General features: G+C 70.8%; 17 protein-coding genes and 1 pseudogene. 12 read left to right on the top strand and 6 right to left on the bottom strand.

The genetic code is table 11. The features are described 5' to 3' along the window. Positions 1-38: 38 nt before the first annotated feature. Positions 39-1,493 carry an aldehyde dehydrogenase family protein gene (locus ACFWXC_RS08450; protein ID WP_384475065.1) on the bottom strand — a complete coding sequence of 485 codons (1,455 nt, stop codon included), beginning with the start codon at positions 1,491-1,493 and terminating at the stop codon, positions 39-41. A 285-nt stretch (positions 1,494-1,778) separates the two neighbouring features. Between ACFWXC_RS08450 and ACFWXC_RS08445 the strand changes: the two genes are divergently transcribed. From ACFWXC_RS08445 to ACFWXC_RS08430, 4 genes are read left to right on the top strand one after another with little or no spacing between them, the layout of a single operon-like run. After that, positions 1,779-2,351, top strand: coding sequence for a carboxymuconolactone decarboxylase family protein (locus ACFWXC_RS08445; RefSeq protein ID WP_384475062.1), 573 nt, complete (start codon positions 1,779-1,781; stop codon positions 2,349-2,351). After that, entirely contained in the window at positions 2,341-2,766 is a 426-nt protein-coding gene (locus ACFWXC_RS08440; RefSeq protein ID WP_384475059.1) for a nuclear transport factor 2 family protein, read from the top strand. The genes ACFWXC_RS08445 and ACFWXC_RS08440 overlap by 11 nt, the downstream gene beginning before the upstream one ends. Continuing rightward, complete coding sequence (locus tag ACFWXC_RS08435) at positions 2,763-3,881, top strand: acyl-CoA dehydrogenase family protein (RefSeq protein ID WP_384475056.1); 1,119 nt, start codon at positions 2,763-2,765, stop codon at positions 3,879-3,881. The genes ACFWXC_RS08440 and ACFWXC_RS08435 overlap by 4 nt, the downstream gene beginning before the upstream one ends. A 2-nt stretch (positions 3,882-3,883) precedes the next feature. Beyond that, entirely contained in the window at positions 3,884-4,645 is a 762-nt protein-coding gene (locus ACFWXC_RS08430) for an acyl-CoA dehydrogenase family protein (RefSeq protein WP_384475053.1), read from the top strand. A gap of 1 nt (position 4,646) precedes the next feature. On the opposite strand, the gene ACFWXC_RS08425 is transcribed toward ACFWXC_RS08430, so the two are convergent. Then, a complete protein-coding gene (locus tag ACFWXC_RS08425; RefSeq protein WP_384475050.1) occupies positions 4,647-5,354 on the bottom strand; it encodes an SDR family oxidoreductase in 708 nt (235 codons plus the stop codon). 208 nt (positions 5,355-5,562) lie between these two features. On the opposite strand from ACFWXC_RS08425, the pseudogene ACFWXC_RS08420 reads away from it, so the two are divergent. From ACFWXC_RS08420 to ACFWXC_RS08410, 3 genes and pseudogenes are all read left to right on the top strand, one after another. Beyond that, positions 5,563-5,672: pseudogene (locus tag ACFWXC_RS08420) on the top strand (IS5/IS1182 family transposase); the annotation flags it as partial. A gap of 85 nt (positions 5,673-5,757) precedes the next feature. Further along, the gene (locus ACFWXC_RS08415; protein WP_384475047.1) at positions 5,758-6,516 is read left to right on the top strand and encodes an IclR family transcriptional regulator; all 759 of its coding nucleotides are present in this window, start codon (positions 5,758-5,760) and stop codon (positions 6,514-6,516) included. Between the two features lie 98 nt (positions 6,517-6,614). Next, positions 6,615-7,964 carry a PP2C family protein-serine/threonine phosphatase gene (locus ACFWXC_RS08410; RefSeq protein WP_384475044.1) on the top strand — a complete coding sequence of 450 codons (1,350 nt, stop codon included), beginning with the start codon at positions 6,615-6,617 and terminating at the stop codon, positions 7,962-7,964. A gap of 79 nt (positions 7,965-8,043) precedes the next feature. On the opposite strand, the gene ACFWXC_RS08405 is transcribed toward ACFWXC_RS08410, so the two are convergent. Beyond that, the gene (locus tag ACFWXC_RS08405; RefSeq protein ID WP_384475041.1) at positions 8,044-8,469 is read right to left on the bottom strand and encodes an ATP-binding protein; all 426 of its coding nucleotides are present in this window, start codon (positions 8,467-8,469) and stop codon (positions 8,044-8,046) included. A gap of 200 nt (positions 8,470-8,669) precedes the next feature. Between ACFWXC_RS08405 and ACFWXC_RS08400 the strand changes: the two genes are divergently transcribed. The 3 genes from ACFWXC_RS08400 (at position 8,670) to ACFWXC_RS08390 (ending at position 12,205) form a co-directional block, all read left to right on the top strand. After that, the gene (locus ACFWXC_RS08400; RefSeq protein ID WP_384475038.1) at positions 8,670-9,437 is read left to right on the top strand and encodes an IclR family transcriptional regulator; all 768 of its coding nucleotides are present in this window, start codon (positions 8,670-8,672) and stop codon (positions 9,435-9,437) included. Positions 9,438-9,481: 44 nt separating this feature from the next. Further along, positions 9,482-11,002, top strand: a complete 1,521-nt coding sequence (glpK, locus tag ACFWXC_RS08395; protein ID WP_384475036.1) for a glycerol kinase GlpK — start codon at positions 9,482-9,484, stop codon at positions 11,000-11,002. A gap of 357 nt (positions 11,003-11,359) precedes the next feature. Further along, the gene (locus tag ACFWXC_RS08390) at positions 11,360-12,205 is read left to right on the top strand and encodes a helix-turn-helix domain-containing protein (RefSeq protein ID WP_384475033.1); all 846 of its coding nucleotides are present in this window, start codon (positions 11,360-11,362) and stop codon (positions 12,203-12,205) included. On the opposite strand, the gene ACFWXC_RS08385 is transcribed toward ACFWXC_RS08390, so the two are convergent. The 3 genes from ACFWXC_RS08385 to ACFWXC_RS08375 are packed head-to-tail and all read right to left on the bottom strand — an operon-like array spanning position 12,202 to position 15,168. Next, complete coding sequence (locus ACFWXC_RS08385) at positions 12,202-12,984, bottom strand: enoyl-CoA hydratase (protein ID WP_384475030.1); 783 nt, start codon at positions 12,982-12,984, stop codon at positions 12,202-12,204. The genes ACFWXC_RS08390 and ACFWXC_RS08385 overlap by 4 nt on opposite strands. 10 nt (positions 12,985-12,994) lie before the next feature. Next, a complete protein-coding gene (locus ACFWXC_RS08380) occupies positions 12,995-14,170 on the bottom strand; it encodes an acyl-CoA dehydrogenase family protein (RefSeq protein ID WP_384475027.1) in 1,176 nt (391 codons plus the stop codon). Further along, positions 14,167-15,168: an acyl-CoA dehydrogenase family protein gene (locus tag ACFWXC_RS08375; RefSeq protein WP_384475024.1), complete on the bottom strand. Its 1,002-nt coding sequence runs from the start codon at positions 15,166-15,168 to the stop codon at positions 14,167-14,169. Before ACFWXC_RS08375 ends, ACFWXC_RS08380 begins: the two co-directional genes overlap by 4 nt. 129 nt (positions 15,169-15,297) lie before the next feature. On the opposite strand from ACFWXC_RS08375, the gene ACFWXC_RS08370 reads away from it, so the two are divergent. Both ACFWXC_RS08370 and ACFWXC_RS08365 read left to right on the top strand, forming a co-directional pair. Further along, entirely contained in the window at positions 15,298-15,972 is a 675-nt protein-coding gene (locus tag ACFWXC_RS08370) for a TetR/AcrR family transcriptional regulator (protein WP_384475021.1), read from the top strand. Positions 15,973-16,067: 95 nt separating this feature from the next. Beyond that, on the top strand, positions 16,068-16,895 hold the full coding sequence (locus ACFWXC_RS08365; RefSeq protein WP_384475018.1) for an acyl-CoA thioesterase: 828 nt from the start codon (positions 16,068-16,070) through the stop codon (positions 16,893-16,895). Positions 16,896-16,901 lie beyond the last annotated feature (6 nt).

The raw sequence follows: 16,901 nt of genomic DNA, 5'->3' as shown, positions 1-16,901 counted from the left end.
TCCTCGGTGGTGTTCCCCGGACTGCCGTGTGCCGTCGGTCAGCCGGCCGGCACGGCGAAGGTCTTGAGTTCGAGGAACTCCTCAAGGCCCGCGACGCCCATCTCCCGGCCGATCCCGGACTGCTTGAACCCGCCGAACGGGGCGTCGGCGGCGAAGTAGTTGCCGCCGTTGATGCTGAAGGTGCCGCTGCGGATCCGCCGGGCGACCGCGGTCGCCCGCTCGTCGTCGGCGCCGATCACCGCACCGGACAGGCCGTACACCGAGTCGTTGGCGATCCGGACGGCGTGGTCCTCGTCGTCGTAGGCGATGACGGCGAGCACCGGTCCGAAGACCTCCTCCTGGGCGATCTCGGCGGCCGGGTCGACGCCGGCGAGCAGGGTGGGCTCGTAGAAGAAGCCCTCCCGTTCGGCGGGCCGGCCGCCGGTCACCAGGCGGGCCCCGGCGGCGACGGCCCGCTCGACCATGCCGTGCACCTTGGCCCGCTGTTTCTCACTGATCAGGGGGCCCATATGGGTCTTGGGGTCGGCCGGGTCGCCGTACCTGACCTTGCCGAGCATGGCGGCGACGAGGTCCACCGTCTCGTCGTGCTTCTCGCGCGGGACCAGCAGGCGTGAGGTGAGCGCGCAGCCCTGGCCGGAGTGCGAGCAGATGGTGAAGGCGGCGAACGTCGCGGCGGCGGCGAGGTCGGCGTCGTCGAGCACGATCATCGCGGACTTGCCGCCGAGTTCCAGGAACACCCGCTTCAGGGTGGTGGAGGCGGCGGCCATGATCGCCTTTCCGACCGGGGTCGACCCGGTGAAGGTGATCATGTCGATGCCGGGGTGGGTGGTGAGCAGCTCACCGGTCTCGGGGCCGGACGAGGTCAGGACGTTGACGACGCCCGCGGGGATGCCGGTCTCCTCGGCGATGATCCGGCCGAGCGCGAGGGTCGTCCACGGGGTGTCCGGTGCGCCTTTCAGTACGACCGTGCAGCCGGCGGCGAGCGCGGGGGCGAGCTTGGCGAGGGCCAGCTGGTTGGGGAAGTTGTACGGCAGGATGGCCGCGACGACTCCGGCGGCCTCCTTCTCGATCCAGCGGCGGTGGTGCCGTCCCCGGCTCTCCAGGACGGGCAGCTCCTCGCGGAACGGGTAGCGTTCGAGCAGGTCGGCGTAGTACTTGACCATCTCGATCGGCTCGTCGAGCTGGGGCCCGTGGGTGAGCGAGCGGGGTGCGCCCACCTCGGCGATGGTCAGGTCGCGCAGCTCCTCGCGGTGCGCGTGCAGCGCGTGGTACAGGCTGCGCAGGCAGCGCAGCCGCAGGTCGCGGTCGCGCATCCAGTCGGTGGTGTCGAACGCCCGGCGGGCGGCCGCCACGGCGGCCCCGACATGCTCGGCGTCCGCGTCGGAGGCCGTCCCCAGCACCTTCCCGGTGGACGGATCGACGGTCTCGAAACTGCGTCCCGCCTGTACGAGACGCCCGTCGATCAACAGCCGGCCCTCATGGAAAAGACTCACGGCTCCCCATCTCTTCTGGGTGTCACAGGTCCTGCTTGCCACGGCCCTGCCTGCGGTGGAAAGTAGCTTCTCAGTAGAGGAGAAGCAACCATCCGCACAGGAGAATTGGGCATTCACACGGGAGCGGGAGGAATCACGCCCGGTCAGCGCACGGGGCGGATTCAGCCTGCCGAGGCCGGGACTTCGGCAGGCTCCAGGCATGACGGTTGACGCCACCGCGACCCAGGTGAAAATCTGGGACTCGAAATCGAGAATCCCATTCTCGCTACTGTTCAGGGAGCTTGCATGCCGCCTCGCCTGCCTCCGCTGCCCGACGACCAGTGGGACGACCGGACCCGCGAGGTGCTCGCCGCACTCCTTCCCCGGCGCATGCGCAACGCCGCGGCGGCCGGCAACGCCATGTCCACACTCGTCCGGCACCCCGACCTGACCGCGGCCTTCCTCCCCTACAGCACCTACCTCCTGGTCGGCTCGACGCTGCCGGACCGCCTGCGCGAGCTGGTCGTCCTGCGGATCGCCAGGCGCCACGACTGCGCCTACGAGTGGACCCACCACTTCCACGCGGCCCGGCAGTGCGGTCTGACCGAGAGCGAGATCGAGGCCGCCGGCCAGGGCAAGGCGGCGGACCCGCTGGAGAGCGCGGTGCTCGCCGCCGTCGACGAACTCGACGAGAACTCCGACGTCACGGACGGCACCTGGGCCGCGCTCGCGGCACACCTGGACGAACACCAGCTGATGGACCTGGTGTTCACCGTGGGGACGTACGCCCTCATGGCGATGGCCTTCAACACCTTCGGCATCCGGCCCGAACACGACGCGCGCGAGCGTGCGGAAAGGAGGCGGGCCCGTGACCGCTGACGACACCACCGCCGACCTCGTGGCGATCCAGCAGCTGCTCGCCCGGTACGCCGTGACCATCACCCGCGGCGACATCGACGGGCTGCTCGCGGTCTTCACCCCCGACGGCAGCTACAGCGCCTTCGGCGACACCTATCCCCTCGCCGACTTCCCGGCACTGGTCGCGGCGGCCCCCAAGGGGCTGTTCCTCACCGGTACGCCCCTCGTCGAACTGGACGGCGACACGGCGACCGGCACCCAGCCGCTGTGCTTCGTCGACCACGCCACGCACGAGATGCGCATCGGCTACTACGACGACACGTACACCCGCACCGCCGGGGGCTGGCGGCTGCGCACCCGGGCGATGACCTTCATCCGCCGCAGCGGCGCCCACGACTCGGGACGCCCGCACGCCTTCGAACGCCCGGCCGTATGAACGCCTTCGCCTTCACCGGCGCCACCACGACGGCGGAGTTCCGCACCGCCCTGCGGAGCTGGCTGGACGAGCACGACCTCTCCCCCGGCTCCGACAGCTCCTTCGACGCCCAGGTCGCCCAGCTGGCGCGGGTGCGCCGGGCCCTGTTCGACGCGGGCTGGATGCGGTACGGCTGGCCGGCGGAGGTGGGCGGCCTCGGCGGACCCGCGGTCCTGCGGGCGGTGCTCGGCGAGGAGGTCGCCACCCGGGGCCTGGCCGAGCCGGGCATCTGGTCGATGGTCGAGGTCCTCACCCCGACCCTCGTCGCCTACGCCCGTCCCGAACTGGCCGCCGCCATGGTCCCGTTACTGCTGAGCGGCCGGGAGCAGTGGTGCCAGGGCTTCTCCGAGCCGGGCTCGGGCAGCGACCTGGCCTCCCTGACCACGAAGGCGGTGCGGCGGGACGACGGCAGGTGGGTGGTCAACGGGCAGAAGGTGTGGACGAGTCTCGCCCAGTACGCGGCCCGCTGTGTCCTGCTCACCCGCACCGCCCCCGGCCACGGGGGCATCACCGCTTTCTTCGTCGACATGGACACCCCCGGCATCACCGTCCGGCCGCTGCGCACGATGCACGGCGTCGACGAGTTCGCCGAGGTCTTCCTCGACGACGTGGCCGTGCCCGCCGACCGCATGCTGGGCCGCCCCGGCGACGGCTGGCGGCTCGCGATGGACCTGCTCCCGCACGAGCGCTCCACCTGCTTCTGGCACCGCATCGCGCATCTCTACACCCGCCTGGACCGCCTGGTCGCCGAGACCGGCACCCCGGACGACGCGGCTCTCGGCGCCGCCTATCTCGCCCTGCACACCGTCCGCTGCCGCTCCCACGCGACCCAGCGCCGGCTCGCGCAGGGCACCCGGCTCGGCCCGGAGACCTCGGTCGACAAGGTGCTGCTGGCCACCGCCGAACAACAACTCTTCGAGACGGTACGGGACTTGCTGCCCGGCGTCCTGGAGCTGACCGGGACGCCCTGGCGGTCGGAGTACCTCTACGCGAAGGCGGCCACCCTCTACGGCGGCACCGCCGAAATCCAGCGCAACATCATCGCCCGCCGGCTGCTCGACCTGGGGAGAGAGTGAGCATGGACCCCGCCGAACTGGAACTGCTGTCGAAGACGCTCCGCAAGACGATGACGGTCACCGCCCCGGGCCCGGCCCTGGACGCGGCACTGACCGAGCTGGGCTGGCCCGCACTGCTGGCCGAGTTCCCGGGGGTGGCCGTCGCGACGGTGTTCCGGCTGCTGGGCGAGACGGGCGCGCATGCCTCGGTGCTGACCGATGTGGTGGGCGCGGCGACCCTGCCGTACGCGGGTGGCCGGTGGGTGGTGTGGGAGTACGGCGGTTCGGGGACGGGTGCCGGACTGGACGAGGAGCTGCCCCTGCGGCCGGTGGCCACCGGTGCTCCCGTGCCCCTCGCCGCCGGCCGGCGGGCGGTCGGCTGGTGGCTGCTCGGCACCGGCCACGCCATGCTGGCGCTCGCCCGGGGGCATGCCCTGGACCGCGTCCAGTTCGGCCGGCCGCTGGCCGCCTTCCAGGCGGTACGGCACCGGCTCGCGGAGACCCTGGTGGCGCTGGAGGGCGCCGAGGCCGCCCTCACGGCGGCCGAGGACGATCTCGGCGCACTGCTGGCGAAGGCGGCGGCCGGGCAGGCGGCGCTGACCGCGGCCCGGCACTGCCAGCAGGTGCTGGGCGGGATCGGGTTCACCGCCGAGCACCCGCTGCACCGGCACGTCCGCCGGGCCGTCGTCCTGGACGGCCTGCTGGGCAGCGCGCGGGAGCTGACCCGCGAAGCCGGGGCGCTGGTGCGCACGCAGGGCACCGCGCCCCGGCTGGTTCAGCTGTGACTCACCAGGACAGCGGACCGTTGACGTCGAAGTAGCCGCCGGTCGGTCCGTCCGGGCCGAGCTGCGCCATCCGGACGATGATCTCGGCGCCCTCCGCCACGGTCTGCGTGCCCGTGTTGCCGTTCAGGTCGGTCTTGGTGAAGCCGGGCTCGACGGAGTTGATCCGCATGGCCGGGAACGCCTTCGCGAACTGCACGGTGAGCATGTTCACGGCGGTCTTGGAGGTCGGGTACGCGATGCCCGGGTAGAAGTGGGCGGGGTGATCGGGGTCGGAGAGGGCCGTCAGCGAGGCCAGACCGCTGCTGACGTTGACCACGACCGGTGCCGCCGAGCGCCGCAGCAGCGGCAGGAAGGCGTGCAGGACGCGGACCACACCGAAGACGTTGGTCTCGAAGGTGTTCCGCATCTGGTCGGCGGTCACGGTCTCGGCGGTGGGCACGCTGTTGTCCGCGGTCCGGGTCTCGATCCCGGCGTTGTTGATCAGGACGTCGAGTCCGCCGTCGGCCTCGATCGTCTTGGCCGCGGCGTCGACGGTGACGTCGTCGGTGACGTCGAGGAGGACGAACCGGGCGCCCAGTTCCTCGGCGGCCCGGCGGCCGCGCTCGGCGTCCCGGGCTCCGATGTACACGGTGTGACCTGCGGCGATGAGCTGGCGGGCGGTTTCGTAGCCGATGCCCTTGTTGGCCCCGGTGATCAGTGTTGTCGTCATGCGTCCAGCCTGCGCCCCGGCCGCCCGGTCAGCCAGAAGACCCTTCTTCCTGGGACTGCCGGTACCACCGACGCACCTCTCCGACCTGGGCTTACTGAGGCCGAACCGGCTGTGACCTGCCAGGCCGGGTTACAGAGGCGATCGAAGGCAGTCAGAGACACCGGCCTCCGGTGCCAGAGCCCACGAAACTGCTGCGCTTGTCGGACGGCTGGCGCCGGAAGATCTGTGGGAGTTGTTCCAGCGAGTGGTCCCGCCGACTCCGGAACGCCCCAGGGTGGTGGACATCGTCGGCGAGGCGACCGCGAGGTGCCGGCTTCGGGAACAGCCGGCAGCAAACGGTGTCACATGGTGTTCGCGAGAGCTGCGCCTTGCTCACGGCGGGCGACCGGCGCACGCTGGTGGCATGAGCGTTCACGAGAGCCCCACGCTCATCATGTCCGTGCAGCGCGCCTTCCGCCTGCTGGAGGCGGTGAGCGCCCACGAGAACGGCGCGCCGGCGAAACAGCTGGCACGTGAGACGGAGCTGCCTCTGGCGACCGCCTATCACCTGCTGCGGACGCTGGTCCACGACGGATACCTGCGGAAGCTGGGCGACGGCGGCTTCGTCCTGGGCGACAAGCTGCAGACGCTGCACACCGCGGGTCGCGCGCAGGCGCTGCTCAGCCGCGTCCGGCCGACACTCGCCGCGCTGCGCGACGAGCTGGCCGCCGCCACCTACCTCACGTTCTACGAGGGGGGCGAGATCAGTGTCGCCGAGATCGTCGACGGCCCCCGCGCGCCCCGGGTCGACCTCTGGGTGGGATTCGAGGACGCGGGACACGCCACCGCGCTGGGCAAGTCCGTACTGCGCGAACTGGACAACGACGCCCGCCGTGACTACCTCTCCCGGCACGATCTCGCCGATCTGACGCCACGGACCATCACCAGCCTCCCGGAACTGCTCCGCAGGCTCGACTCTTCCCCCATGGCTCCAGCCGTCACGGATATCGAGGAGTACGCCCTCGGCACGGTGTGCGTCGCCGTACCCATCTACCGTGGTGACGTCCTCGGCTCGCTCGGCGTCTCCCTCCCGGCGGATCGGCTCCCCCGACTCACGGAGATCGGGATCCGACTGCTCCCGATCGCCGACCGCGTGACCAGAGGCCTCTCGCTCACTATCTGAAAATCCTCTCCTTGTGACTTACTGACCGAACCCCTTTCCTGGATGAAACGGACAAGTCGGGAGTACGTCCCCTACAGGTGAGGATTGCGGACAGCGACATGAGGCAGGCGCGAGACCATGGTGGCGGCCACTGGCCGTTGCGGCCGCTCAGCGAACGACTGGCGGGCCCGGGGGCGCAGGTTCCGAAACGCGCCTCCGCCCCGTTGGCCGCCGGTATTCCCGTCGTGCCGGTTCTGGTCGTCTCCGGCATCGTGTTCGTGGACGTCTGCGGCGGATCAGGGATGTTCTGGCTGCCGTTGCTGGCGGCCGGGCCGGCTCTGGCCGCCAGTACCAACGGTCCCCGGGGCGTCCTGTGCGTTGGACTCCTCGCCGGGGTGCTGGGCGCGACCCTGGGTGCCAGGGAGGGAAGTCCGGGGCACGAGCTGGCGGCCGTGCTCTCGGCCCTGCTGGCCGTCACTCTGGCGAGTGCCCTGGCCAGCGCACTGCGCGGCCGTCGGGAACGGGTGCTCGCCGCCGTCCGCTCGGTCGCCGAGGCCGCCCAGCACGCGGTTCTCAAACCCATCCCGGAGACCGTGGGCCCGTTCCGAGTCGCGGTCCGCTACAGCGCCGCGGCGGCGGAAGCCCGAATCGGCGGTGATCTCTACGCCCTCGTGCCCACCCCGCACGGGGTACGGCTGATCGTCGGCGACGTACGCGGCAAGGGGCTGACGGCGGTGGAGATCGCCGCTCTCGTCCTCGGTGTCTTTCGCGAGGCAGCCTATGACGAGCCCGATCTGCTCGCTGTCGTCGGCAGGATCGAGCGCAGTCTGGCGCGCAACCTCGGGCCCGACGACTTCGTCACCGCCGTGGTCGTCGGACACCCGAGCCCGGGGCAACTGGAAGTGGTCAACTGCGGACATGCGCCTCCCCTGCTGATACCCGCGTCAGGAGGCGTCGTCGCGGTCGAAGCCACCCGTCCGGCTCCGCCCCTCGGCCTGCGCGCCCTCGTCGACGAGTCCCCCTGCCTTGAGATTCTGCCCTTCTCCGACGGAGATCAGCTGCTGCTCTACACCGACGGGGTCACCGAGGCCCGCGACCGTGCCCGCGAGTTCTACCCGCTGGCCCAAAGAGTGGCCCACCACGTGTCCGACGAGCCGGAACACATCCTCTCCGCGGTCCATGACGAACTGCTGGCACATGTGGGTGGTCGGCTGCACGACGACGCGGCGCTGCTCCTGCTCCGTATGGAGACCCTGGACGAACCGGTCCCGTCCGAATCGGCGGTACCGGGAGCGGCCGCCACGGAACCGGGAAACCAGGTCGGACGCGGGTCCGTCGCCGTGGTGTCGGGCTGTCGGTCCGCAGCCGGGGCCCGGACGGTGAAGGGCGATCGGCCGAGCGGAGCGGCGCCGCGTTCTTATCGGGTCAGGGCCGCTGACGGTACGGGAGCCGGCGTCGGCACCCTTTGAACGACCCGGGGCCGGCCGGCTGAACTGTGGAACCCTCCCCGTGGCGAACCGCCGGCGCTCGGTGCAGCAACGCGCCCTGTCACACCGCGACGAGATCGGCCCACCGGGTGATCCCGCCCGGACGGACGTCCATGCCGTAGCGAGTGGCCAGCGCGTGGACGATTTCCTCGCCCCGGCCGTGCTCGTCCGGGTCGATCCCCGCGGGCGGTTGTCCCGCAGTACGTGCGGGCCCCGCATCGGTGACCTCGATGCGCAGGGTGCCGAGACCGGCGTCGTGGATCCACGAAAGCCGCAGCATCGCCGGGGGCAGGGCATGGACGATCGCGTTGGTGAGGAGTTCCGACACCACCAGCAGTGCGTCCTCGACGATCTCCGGTGACACCTGCCAGGCGGCCAGGACAGCGCCCGCCCGTCGACGTACGTCCGGGACGGCAGCGGCGAGGGGCGGCATCGGCAAGACCTGTTCGCATGCCCCCCGTACCAGGGTGTTGAGCTGTACCGCCATCTTGTGTCTCCAGAGGTGAGCGCCACAGGCCCCGCGTCAGACGCCTCGGCGCTTTGCCGGGCCTGCTAGCACGCTAAGGAGCCAGGCCGGGTCGGTCAATGAATGGCGGTCGGCATTACCGAACGCCGCCGCCCGCTCCGGTGCCACGGCGGGCCCCCGCACGTACGGCAGACCGTCCGCGACGGTAATAGGCTCGCTTCATGGCCGGTCCGGTCCAGTCGATCGAACGGGCGGCCGCGATTCTGCGCCTGCTCGCAGGTGGGCCCCGCCGACTCGGGCTCGGAGAGGTGGCGGCCTCGCTCGGGCTGGCCAAGGGAACCGCGCACGGCATTCTGCGCACACTCCAGCACGTGGATTTCGTGGAGCAGGACGCGACGACCGGAAAGTACCAGCTCGGAGCTGCCTTGCTGCACCTCGGCACGAGCTATCTCGACGTCAACGAGTTGCGGTCCCGATCCATCAACTGGGCCGACGCCCTGGCCGCCCGCAGTGGGGAAGCGGTACGCCTGGGCACCCCCCTGGAAGGCATGGTCCTGGTCGTCCACCATGTGTTCCGGCCCGACGACACGCTCCAGACTCTGGACGTGGGCTCGCTGCTGCCGTTGCACGCCTCCTCGCTGGGCAAGGTGCTGCTGGCGTATGGGACCGCGCCCTTCGAATCCGCCGTGGATTCGGGGCTGGAGGCCTACACGCGGCACACCCTGGTCACCCGGGAGCAACTCACCCGGGCACTCGCCGAGGTCCGGGAACTGGGCTGGGCCGCCGAGATACAGGAGATGAGCATGGGTGAGGCCGGGCTCGCCGTGCCGATCCGCGGGCATGGCGGCCTGGTCGTCGGCGCCATCGGGCTGTCCGGCCCGGTCGAGCGGGTCTGTGACAGCCAGGGCCACCCCCGGACCGGCCTGATCACGCTGATCCGTGAGGCGGCACGGGCGATCTCCAGAGACCTGGGTGCCGCTCGCTGGTAAGGCCCCCGGCTACCTCCGCGATCCATCGGAAGGCGGACCCGATCATGGTGGAACGGTATGTGATGTCCATCGATCAGGGCACCAATTCCACGCGATGTATTTTGTTCGACCGGGGCGGGCGCCTGGTGTCCGTCGCGCAGAGAGAGCACCAGCAGCACTTCCCCAGGCCCGGCTGGGTCGAGCACGACGCCGTCGAGATCTGGCACAACCTGCGACGTGTGGTGTCCGAGGCCATGGCCGGAGCCGGTACGGCCGTCGAGGCGGGACAGGTCGCCGCCATCGGCGTGGCCAATCAGCGGGAGACGACGGTGCTCTGGGACCGGCGTACGGGAGTCCCGCTGGGCCGGGCGATCGTCTGGCAGGACACGCGTACGGCGCCGCTCGTCGAAGAGCTCAGAAACCGGCCCGGAGAGGAGTTCTTCCTCGACCGGTGCGGTCTGCCGCCCTCCACCTACTTCTCGGCGCTGCGGATCCGCTGGCTGTTCGACCATGTCAAGGGCCTGGAACAGCGCGCGAAGGACGGTGAGGTGCTGTTCGGCACGATGGAGAGCTGGCTGATCTGGAACCTCACCGGCGGTGCGGAGGGCGGTCTGCACATCACCGACGCGACCAACGCCAGTCGCACCATGCTGATGAACATCCGTACCCTCACCTGGGACCAGGAACTTCTGGCGTTCTTCGGCGTCCCCCGTCCGATGCTGCCTGAGATCCGGTCCAACGCGGAGACCTACGACGAGGCCCACGCGCTGCTCCCCGGCGTGCCCATCACAGCCGCACTCGGCGACCAGCAGGCGGCGCTCTTCGGCCAGACCTGCTTCTCCCCGGGAGAAGCCAAGTGCACGTACGGAACGGGCAGCTTTCTGCTGCTCAACACCGGTACCGAGGTCATACGGTCCCGGCACGGACTGCTCACGACGGTCGCCTACAAGATCGGGGACCGGAAACCCGTCTATGCCCTGGAAGGGTCGATAGCCGTCACCGGCGCACTGGTCCAGTGGTTCCGCGACCGGCTGGGACTGATCAACAGCGCGCCGGAGATCGAAACGCTCGCGCGGACCGTCGAGGACAACGGCGGCTGCTACATCGTCCCCGCCTTCTCCGGCCTGTTCGCACCCCGCTGGCGCAGCGACGCACGCGGCGTCATCGTCGGCCTCACCTCCTACATCACCAGCGGGCACCTGGCCCGGGCCGTCCTGGAGGCCACGGGGTGGCAGACGCGTGAGGTCGTCGACGCCATGAACGCCGACTCCTCGGTCGCGTTGAAGGAGCTGAAGGTGGACGGCGGCATGACGGCGGACAACCTGCTCATGCAGTTCGTCGCCGACGTGCTCGACGTGCCCGTCGTACGGCCCATGGTCTCCGAGACGGTCTCCCTGGGCGCCGGCTACGCCGCCGGGCTCGCCGCCGACTACTGGCCGGACCTCGAGGTCCTGCGCCGTAACTGGCACCCTGCCGCTCGCTGGCTGCCCGGCATGGACCCCGGTCACCGGGAGTCGGAGTACGACAACTGGCAGCGGGCCGTCGAACGGTCGCTGGGCTGGATCAAACCGCCCCGATCTTCCTGACCGCACAGCCACTCACGGTGAGTGACGACCCTCGGTGCCCGCCCACACGGACGGCCGGACTCGTCTCGTCTTCCTCCACCATGAGCGCATGGCTACGGGTCGTGCACCCGTCACGACCAGCGAGAACAGCCGCTAGCTGAGCCACCGCTTGTGGCGCGAGCACAGGTGTGGGGTGCCGGCACATTTCATTCTGTTGGCCCTTGTTGCTGCGCAGCCCCTTCGACCCGGATTCGACCCCACACCGTCCTACACCCGTGAAGCATCCGTCTGACCTGCACAAATAACGACGCGAGGCGGTCCGAGACCGGGACTGCCAGTACCAGGCACATCCGCGGCCGACGGTGTTGACTGGGGGGCATGACGGCGACGGAACTCGGGCGGGCGCTGCGGCGCTGGCGCGACCGGGTGGCCCCGGACGCGGCAGGGCTGCCGGCCGGTGGCCAGCGGCGCGCGGCGGGTCTGCGGCGCGAGGAGCTGGCGTTGCTGGCCGGGATCTCGGTCGACTACGTCACGCGCCTCGAACAGGGCCGGGCGGTCAACCCGTCCGTGCAGGTCGTCGAGGCGCTGGCGCGGGCGCTGCGGCTCTCCGCGGACGAGCGGACGTATCTGTTCGGGCTGGCGGGGCTGGTGCCGCCGGGTCCGGACGTGGTTCCCGGGTATCTCACGCCCAGCGTGCAGCGGCTGCTGGACCGGCTGTCCGGCACTCCGGTCGCGGTTTCCGACGCGGCCATGACGCTCCTGGTGGCCAACCCGATGTACGCGGCCTTGATGGGCGACCCGTCCGGCCGGCGCGGCTTCGAGCGCAACGGCGTGTGGCGCAACTTCCTCGGCCGGCCGACCCGGGTGCGGCACACTCCCGAGGAACGCCGCGCCTTCGAGGTCGGCATGGTCGCCGAACTGCGCTCGACGGCCGCCCGCTATCCGGCGGACCGTCAGCTCCAGCGCATGATCACGGAGCTGCGTGCCGGGAGCGAGCGGTTCGCGGAGCTGTGGGACGCGGGGGTCGTCGGCCGGCTGGAGGCGTCACGCAAGACCGTCGAGCATCCGCAGGTGGGCCTGCTCACCCTGGACTGCGACCAGCTCCGGGTCGAGGGGCACGACCTGCACATCCTCGTGTACTCGGCCGAGCCGGGCACCGAGGCCGCCGAGAAACTGGAGCTGATCTCGGTGCTCGGCACCCAGAGCCTGGCCGAGCGGCGCTAACGCAGCTTCTGCTTCATCTCGTCCAGCTTCGCCAGGATCGGATGGCCGCTGACGCTCAGCGCGTTGCCGTGGCCGGTCTGGTGGATGTCGAACACCGACTGGACGGCGGCGTAGAAGCCCTGGACGTCCAGGGTCTGGTTGACGGCACGTTTGGCCTGGCGCAGTCCGAAGGCGGGCATCCGTGCGATCCGCTCGGCGAGTTCACGGGTGGCCGCGTCCAGCTCGGCGCGTGGCACGACCTGGTTGACCATGCCGACCCGCTCGGCCTCCTCGGCGGTCAGCGGCCGGCCGGTGAAGAGGATCTCCTTCGCCTTGCGGGCGCCCAGCTCCCAGGTGTGGCCGTGGTACTCGACGCCGCCGATGCCCATGGTGACGACCGGGTCGGAGAACAGGGCGTCCTCGGCGGCCACGATCAGGTCGCAGGGCCAGCAGAGCATCAGACCGCCGGCGATGCAGCGGCCCTGCACGGCGGCGATCGACGGCTTCGGTACGTTGCGCCAGCGCAGCGTGTACTCCAGGTACCTGCGGTTCTCGGCCCGGTAGATCCACTCCAGGGTAATCTCGTCGGGGCCGGGCCAGCGGTCCTTGAGGTCGTGCCCGGCGGAGAAGTGCTTCCCCTCGGCGCGCACCACGATCACCTTCACCTCCGCGTCCTCGGCGGCCCGCGTCCAGGCGGCGTCGAGTTCGTCGAGGAGGGCGGCGTTCTGGGCGTTGGCGGCCTCGGGCCGGTTGAGGGTGAGGGTGGCGATGCCGTCCCCGGCCTCGTACAGGATGTGCACGGACGTCTCCTCAGCGTCGGGGCAGACCGAGCACCCGCTCGGCGATGATCGTGCGCTGGATCTCGGACGTGCCGCCGGCGATGGTGCCGCCGAAGCTGCGGGCGAAGCGGTTGAACCAGCTGGCGGAGTCGTCGTCGAAGCTCATGTGGTGGTACGGCGCCGTCCGCGCCGGATGCACCAGGCCGTCGGGGCCGGACGCCTCCAGGACGTGCTCCAGGGCGTGCTGTGCCGCCTCCGAGCCGAACACCTTGAGCACGGACAGCGCCGGTACGTCCTGCTCGCCGCGGGCGGCGCGGGCGAGGGCGGCCGAGCCGAGCAGACGTAGCGCCTGGAGGTCCATGACGAGCGTGGCGTACCAGTCCTTCTCCAGGGCGTCGGTGGGCCGGAAGTCGCGTGCGGCGGCCTCCAGTCGCTCGGCCTCGCCCAGCCACATCAGGGTGCGCTCGTGCCCGAGGGAGCCGTTCGCGACCCGCCAGCCCTGGTGGAGGGGGCCGACGAGGTTCTCGGCGGGGACCCGGACGTCCTCGAAGAAGACCTCGTTGAAGTCCTTGTCGTCGGGGCTGGTGTAGGAGGCGAAGGGGCGGCGGGTCACGCCGGGGGTGTCGGTGGGGACGAGCAGGACGCTGATGCCCTTGTGCTTGAGGGCGGCGGGGTCGGTGCGGACGAAGGCGAGAAGCACGTCGGCGTCGTGGGCGCCGGACGTCCAGACCTTCTGGCCGTCGACGGTGAAGTGGTCGCCGTCGAGTACGGCGCGGGTGCGCAGGGAGGCGAGGTCGGATCCGGCGCCGGGCTCGCTCATGCCGAGGGCGGCGGTGAGCTCGGCACGCAGGATGGGCACGGCCCAGCGGTGCTTCTGCTCCTCGGTGCCGAAGGAGAGCAGCGAGGCGGCGATGATCCCGACGCCCTGCGGGTTGAAGCTGTGGCAGATACGGCGCCGGGACAGCTCCTCGCGGTGCACGTACTGCTGGACGACGGTGGCGTTGCGGCCGCCGAACTCGGGTGGGTTGCCGGGCAGCAGCCAGCCCTCGTCGAACTGGAGGCGCTGCCAGCGTCTGGCCCACTCCGGCAGGTGCGCGGTGGAGCGGGAGCGTTCGGCGGCCTCCGCCTCGGGTGGCAGGCCGGCCTCCAGGAAGGCGGCGAACTCGGCGCGGAAGGCCTCCACTTCGGCATCGAAGGACAGCCTCATGACACCGCCTCGGCAACCCACCGGTCGGCGATGAGCGCCCGGTGCTCGGCGGCCCCGCCCAGCATCAGCTCGCCCGCCTTCGCCCGCTTGACCGCGAACTGCAGGTCGTTCTCCCAGGTGTGCCCCATCGCCCCGAACAGCTGCACGGCGTTGCGGAACACCAGGGCCTGGCACTCCCCCGCCGAAGCTTTGGCCATCGAGGCGGCCAGGCCGCGCCGGGGGTCGTCCTCGGCGATGGTGAGGGCGGCGAAGTAGGCGAGGGCGCGGGCCCGTTCGATCGCCACGTGCATGTCGGCGGCCTTGTGCTGGACGGCCTGGAAGGAGCCGATGGGCGCGTCGAACTGACGGCGGGTGCGGATGTGGTCGAGCACCAGGTCGAGCGCACGACGGCAGGCGCCGACCATGGTCAGGGCCATCCCGGTGAGCGCGACATGACGGGCGTTCCCCGGGTCCGCCCCGCTCCGCTCGCCCTCGCCGACCCGGACCTGCGCGAAGGTGACGTCGGCGACGTGCAGTACAGGGTCGAAGACCGGGGTGCGTACGGCGGTCGCCGCGGCGGCGGGTACGACGAAGACGCCGGCGTCGGTGACGACGGCGAGGCGGTCGGCGCGGTCGCCGTCGAGCACGTGGCGGGCGGTGCCTTCCAGGACCCAGCCGTTGTCGACGGGCCGTGCGGTGACTCCCTCGTGGACGGCCGTGCCGGATCGCCCCGGATCAGCGAACTCCGGTGCGAGCGGGACGAACTGGGTCAGGGTCGCCAGGTAGGGCGTGGGGTCGGTGGCCCGGCCCAGCTCCTCCAGGACGATCGCCAGTTCCACCGCGTCCGCCGGGTCGGTCAGCTCGGTCCAGCCGAGGTCCGCATAGCCGCGCCACAGTGGGTCCGGGTCGGCGCCGTCGTCCACGACGGACCGCACCAGCGCCGGCGGGCAGTCCTTGAGGACGGCCTTGTGCACGGTGTCCTGCCACAGCCGTTGCTCGGCGTCGAACTCGAACAGCATCGGCACCTCCGAGCACGATGAGGAGAATCCCATTCTCACTATCGGGAATCAGAAGTCTCCTCCAGATCTGTGGTGATGTCCAGACTGGATATAGGTTGCTTGCCGGTGTGGTGCAGTAATGTTCTCCCCATGGCACAGAAGGCGGATCAGCCCGTGAGCAGCACCTCGACCGAGGAACCGGCCTGGAAGCAGCGCGCGGTCGAGCGTTCCACCCAGGCGGCGAAACGCCGGGCGGAGCAGAGGGTGGAGCGGTTCCTCGACGCGGCGCAGGCGATCATGGCGGAGAAGGGGACGACCGACTTCACCGTGCAGGAGGTCGTCGACCGCTCCAAGCAGTCACTGCGGAGCTTCTACCAGCACTTCGACGGCAAGCACGAGCTGCTGCTCGCCCTGTTCGAGGAGGCGATGGGCAAGTCCGCGGACCAGTTGCGGGCCATCGCGGCCGAGCAGTCCGATCCGCTGGACCGGCTCAGGGTGGTCGTCCAGGAGCTGTTCGAGAGCTCGCGCCCCGACCCGACCGGCCAGCAGCGCCCCCTGTTCAGCGACTTCGCGTTGCGCCTGCTGGTCTCGCACCCGGCCGAGATGCGGGTCGCGAACGCGCCGCTCCTCGCGCTCTTCACCGAACTGATGGAGAGTCTGGAGGAGGCGAACGTGCTCCGGCCGGGCTACAAGGCCAAGCGGGTGGCGGCGCTGACCATGCAGACCGTCATGTTCAACGCCCAGTCCAGCGGCCAGGACGCGGCCCACCCGCTGACCGCGGAGGAGATCTGGGACTTCTGCGCGAGCGGGATCACGGGCGAGTAGGGGGCAGGGCGAGCCGGGTCGGCCGCCGACCCGGCGCCTCCCTACTCGCGAGAGCGCCATTCTCACATTCGGATATTTCCATTACCCTCGCCGGCATGCCACTTGCCGTGAGTGAACTCTGGGACGACCTCCTGCACTGCCTCGACCTCCAGGAGCACGACGAGGAGACCGGCCCCGTCTACGAGGCGAGCAACCAACGACTCGGCTACCACCGGCTGTTCGGCGGGCAGTTGCTGGCCCAGTTCGTCCGGGCGGCGCAGCTCGGCTGCCCGGGCAAGAACGTCAAGTCCCTGCATGCCCTGTTCGCCCGTGCGGGCCGGCCGGAAGAGCCCGTCCGCTACGAGGTACGGCGCCACCACGACGGGGGTTCCTTCGCCGCGTCGACGGTGGTCGCCCGGCAGACGCAGGGCGTGGTGGCCGCCGCGTCGGTCTCCCTGCACGTCCCGGAGGACGGCCCCGCCCGCCAGACGGTCCCGGGCATGCCCGGACTGCCCGGCCCCGAACACCGTAGGGACCTCCACCCGATCCCCTGGGAGATACGGACCACAGCCGACCTGGACGCCCCGGCGTCCGAGCCGCCGGAGTTCGAGCTGTGGATGCGCTGCCCGGCCGCCGCCCCGGACCTGGCCCCGGCGCTCACCGCCTACGCCACCGACCTGACGCTCATCGGCACCGCCCTGCGCCCCCTCGCCGGAGTCACCCAGCACGACTCCGGGACGGCCTTCACGTCCGCGGTCACCTCGCACACCGTCTGGTTCCACCGGCCGTTCGACGCCGACGGCTGGCTGCTGCTGCGGCAGCACAGCCCGGTCCTGGCGCACGGCCGCTGCTTCGGCCGGGGCGACGTCCTCACCGAGGACGGCCTCCTGGTCGCGTCCTACGCCCAGGAGGCGCTGCTGCGCTTCGCGCCGGAGCCGGGATGACCTCGG

This window comes from Streptomyces sp. NPDC058683, from assembly GCF_042716195.1.
Lineage (GTDB): Bacteria > Actinomycetota > Actinomycetes > Streptomycetales > Streptomycetaceae > Streptomyces.
This window is presented reverse-complemented; position numbering and strand designations above follow the sequence as displayed.

Excerpts from the sequence above, each read along its gene's own strand:
- ACFWXC_RS08445 (WP_384475062.1), top strand. The coding sequence starts at position 1,779 with ATGCCGCCTCGCCTGCCTCCGCTGCCCGACGACCAGTGGGACGACCGG.
- ACFWXC_RS08435 (WP_384475056.1), top strand. The coding sequence starts at position 2,763 with ATGAACGCCTTCGCCTTCACCGGCGCCACCACGACGGCGGAGTTCCGC.
- ACFWXC_RS08430 (WP_384475053.1), top strand. The coding sequence starts at position 3,884 with ATGGACCCCGCCGAACTGGAACTGCTGTCGAAGACGCTCCGCAAGACG.
- ACFWXC_RS08425 (WP_384475050.1), bottom strand. The coding sequence starts at position 5,354 with ATGACGACAACACTGATCACCGGGGCCAACAAGGGCATCGGCTACGAA.
- ACFWXC_RS08415 (WP_384475047.1), top strand. The coding sequence starts at position 5,758 with ATGAGCGTTCACGAGAGCCCCACGCTCATCATGTCCGTGCAGCGCGCC.
- ACFWXC_RS08410 (WP_384475044.1), top strand. The coding sequence starts at position 6,615 with ATGAGGCAGGCGCGAGACCATGGTGGCGGCCACTGGCCGTTGCGGCCG.
- ACFWXC_RS08405 (WP_384475041.1), bottom strand. The coding sequence starts at position 8,469 with ATGGCGGTACAGCTCAACACCCTGGTACGGGGGGCATGCGAACAGGTC.
- ACFWXC_RS08400 (WP_384475038.1), top strand. The coding sequence starts at position 8,670 with ATGGCCGGTCCGGTCCAGTCGATCGAACGGGCGGCCGCGATTCTGCGC.
- glpK (WP_384475036.1), top strand. The coding sequence starts at position 9,482 with ATGGTGGAACGGTATGTGATGTCCATCGATCAGGGCACCAATTCCACG.
- ACFWXC_RS08390 (WP_384475033.1), top strand. The coding sequence starts at position 11,360 with ATGACGGCGACGGAACTCGGGCGGGCGCTGCGGCGCTGGCGCGACCGG.
- ACFWXC_RS08380 (WP_384475027.1), bottom strand. The coding sequence starts at position 14,170 with ATGAGGCTGTCCTTCGATGCCGAAGTGGAGGCCTTCCGCGCCGAGTTC.
- ACFWXC_RS08375 (WP_384475024.1), bottom strand. The coding sequence starts at position 15,168 with ATGCTGTTCGAGTTCGACGCCGAGCAACGGCTGTGGCAGGACACCGTG.
- ACFWXC_RS08370 (WP_384475021.1), top strand. The coding sequence starts at position 15,298 with ATGGCACAGAAGGCGGATCAGCCCGTGAGCAGCACCTCGACCGAGGAA.
- ACFWXC_RS08365 (WP_384475018.1), top strand. The coding sequence starts at position 16,068 with ATGCCACTTGCCGTGAGTGAACTCTGGGACGACCTCCTGCACTGCCTC.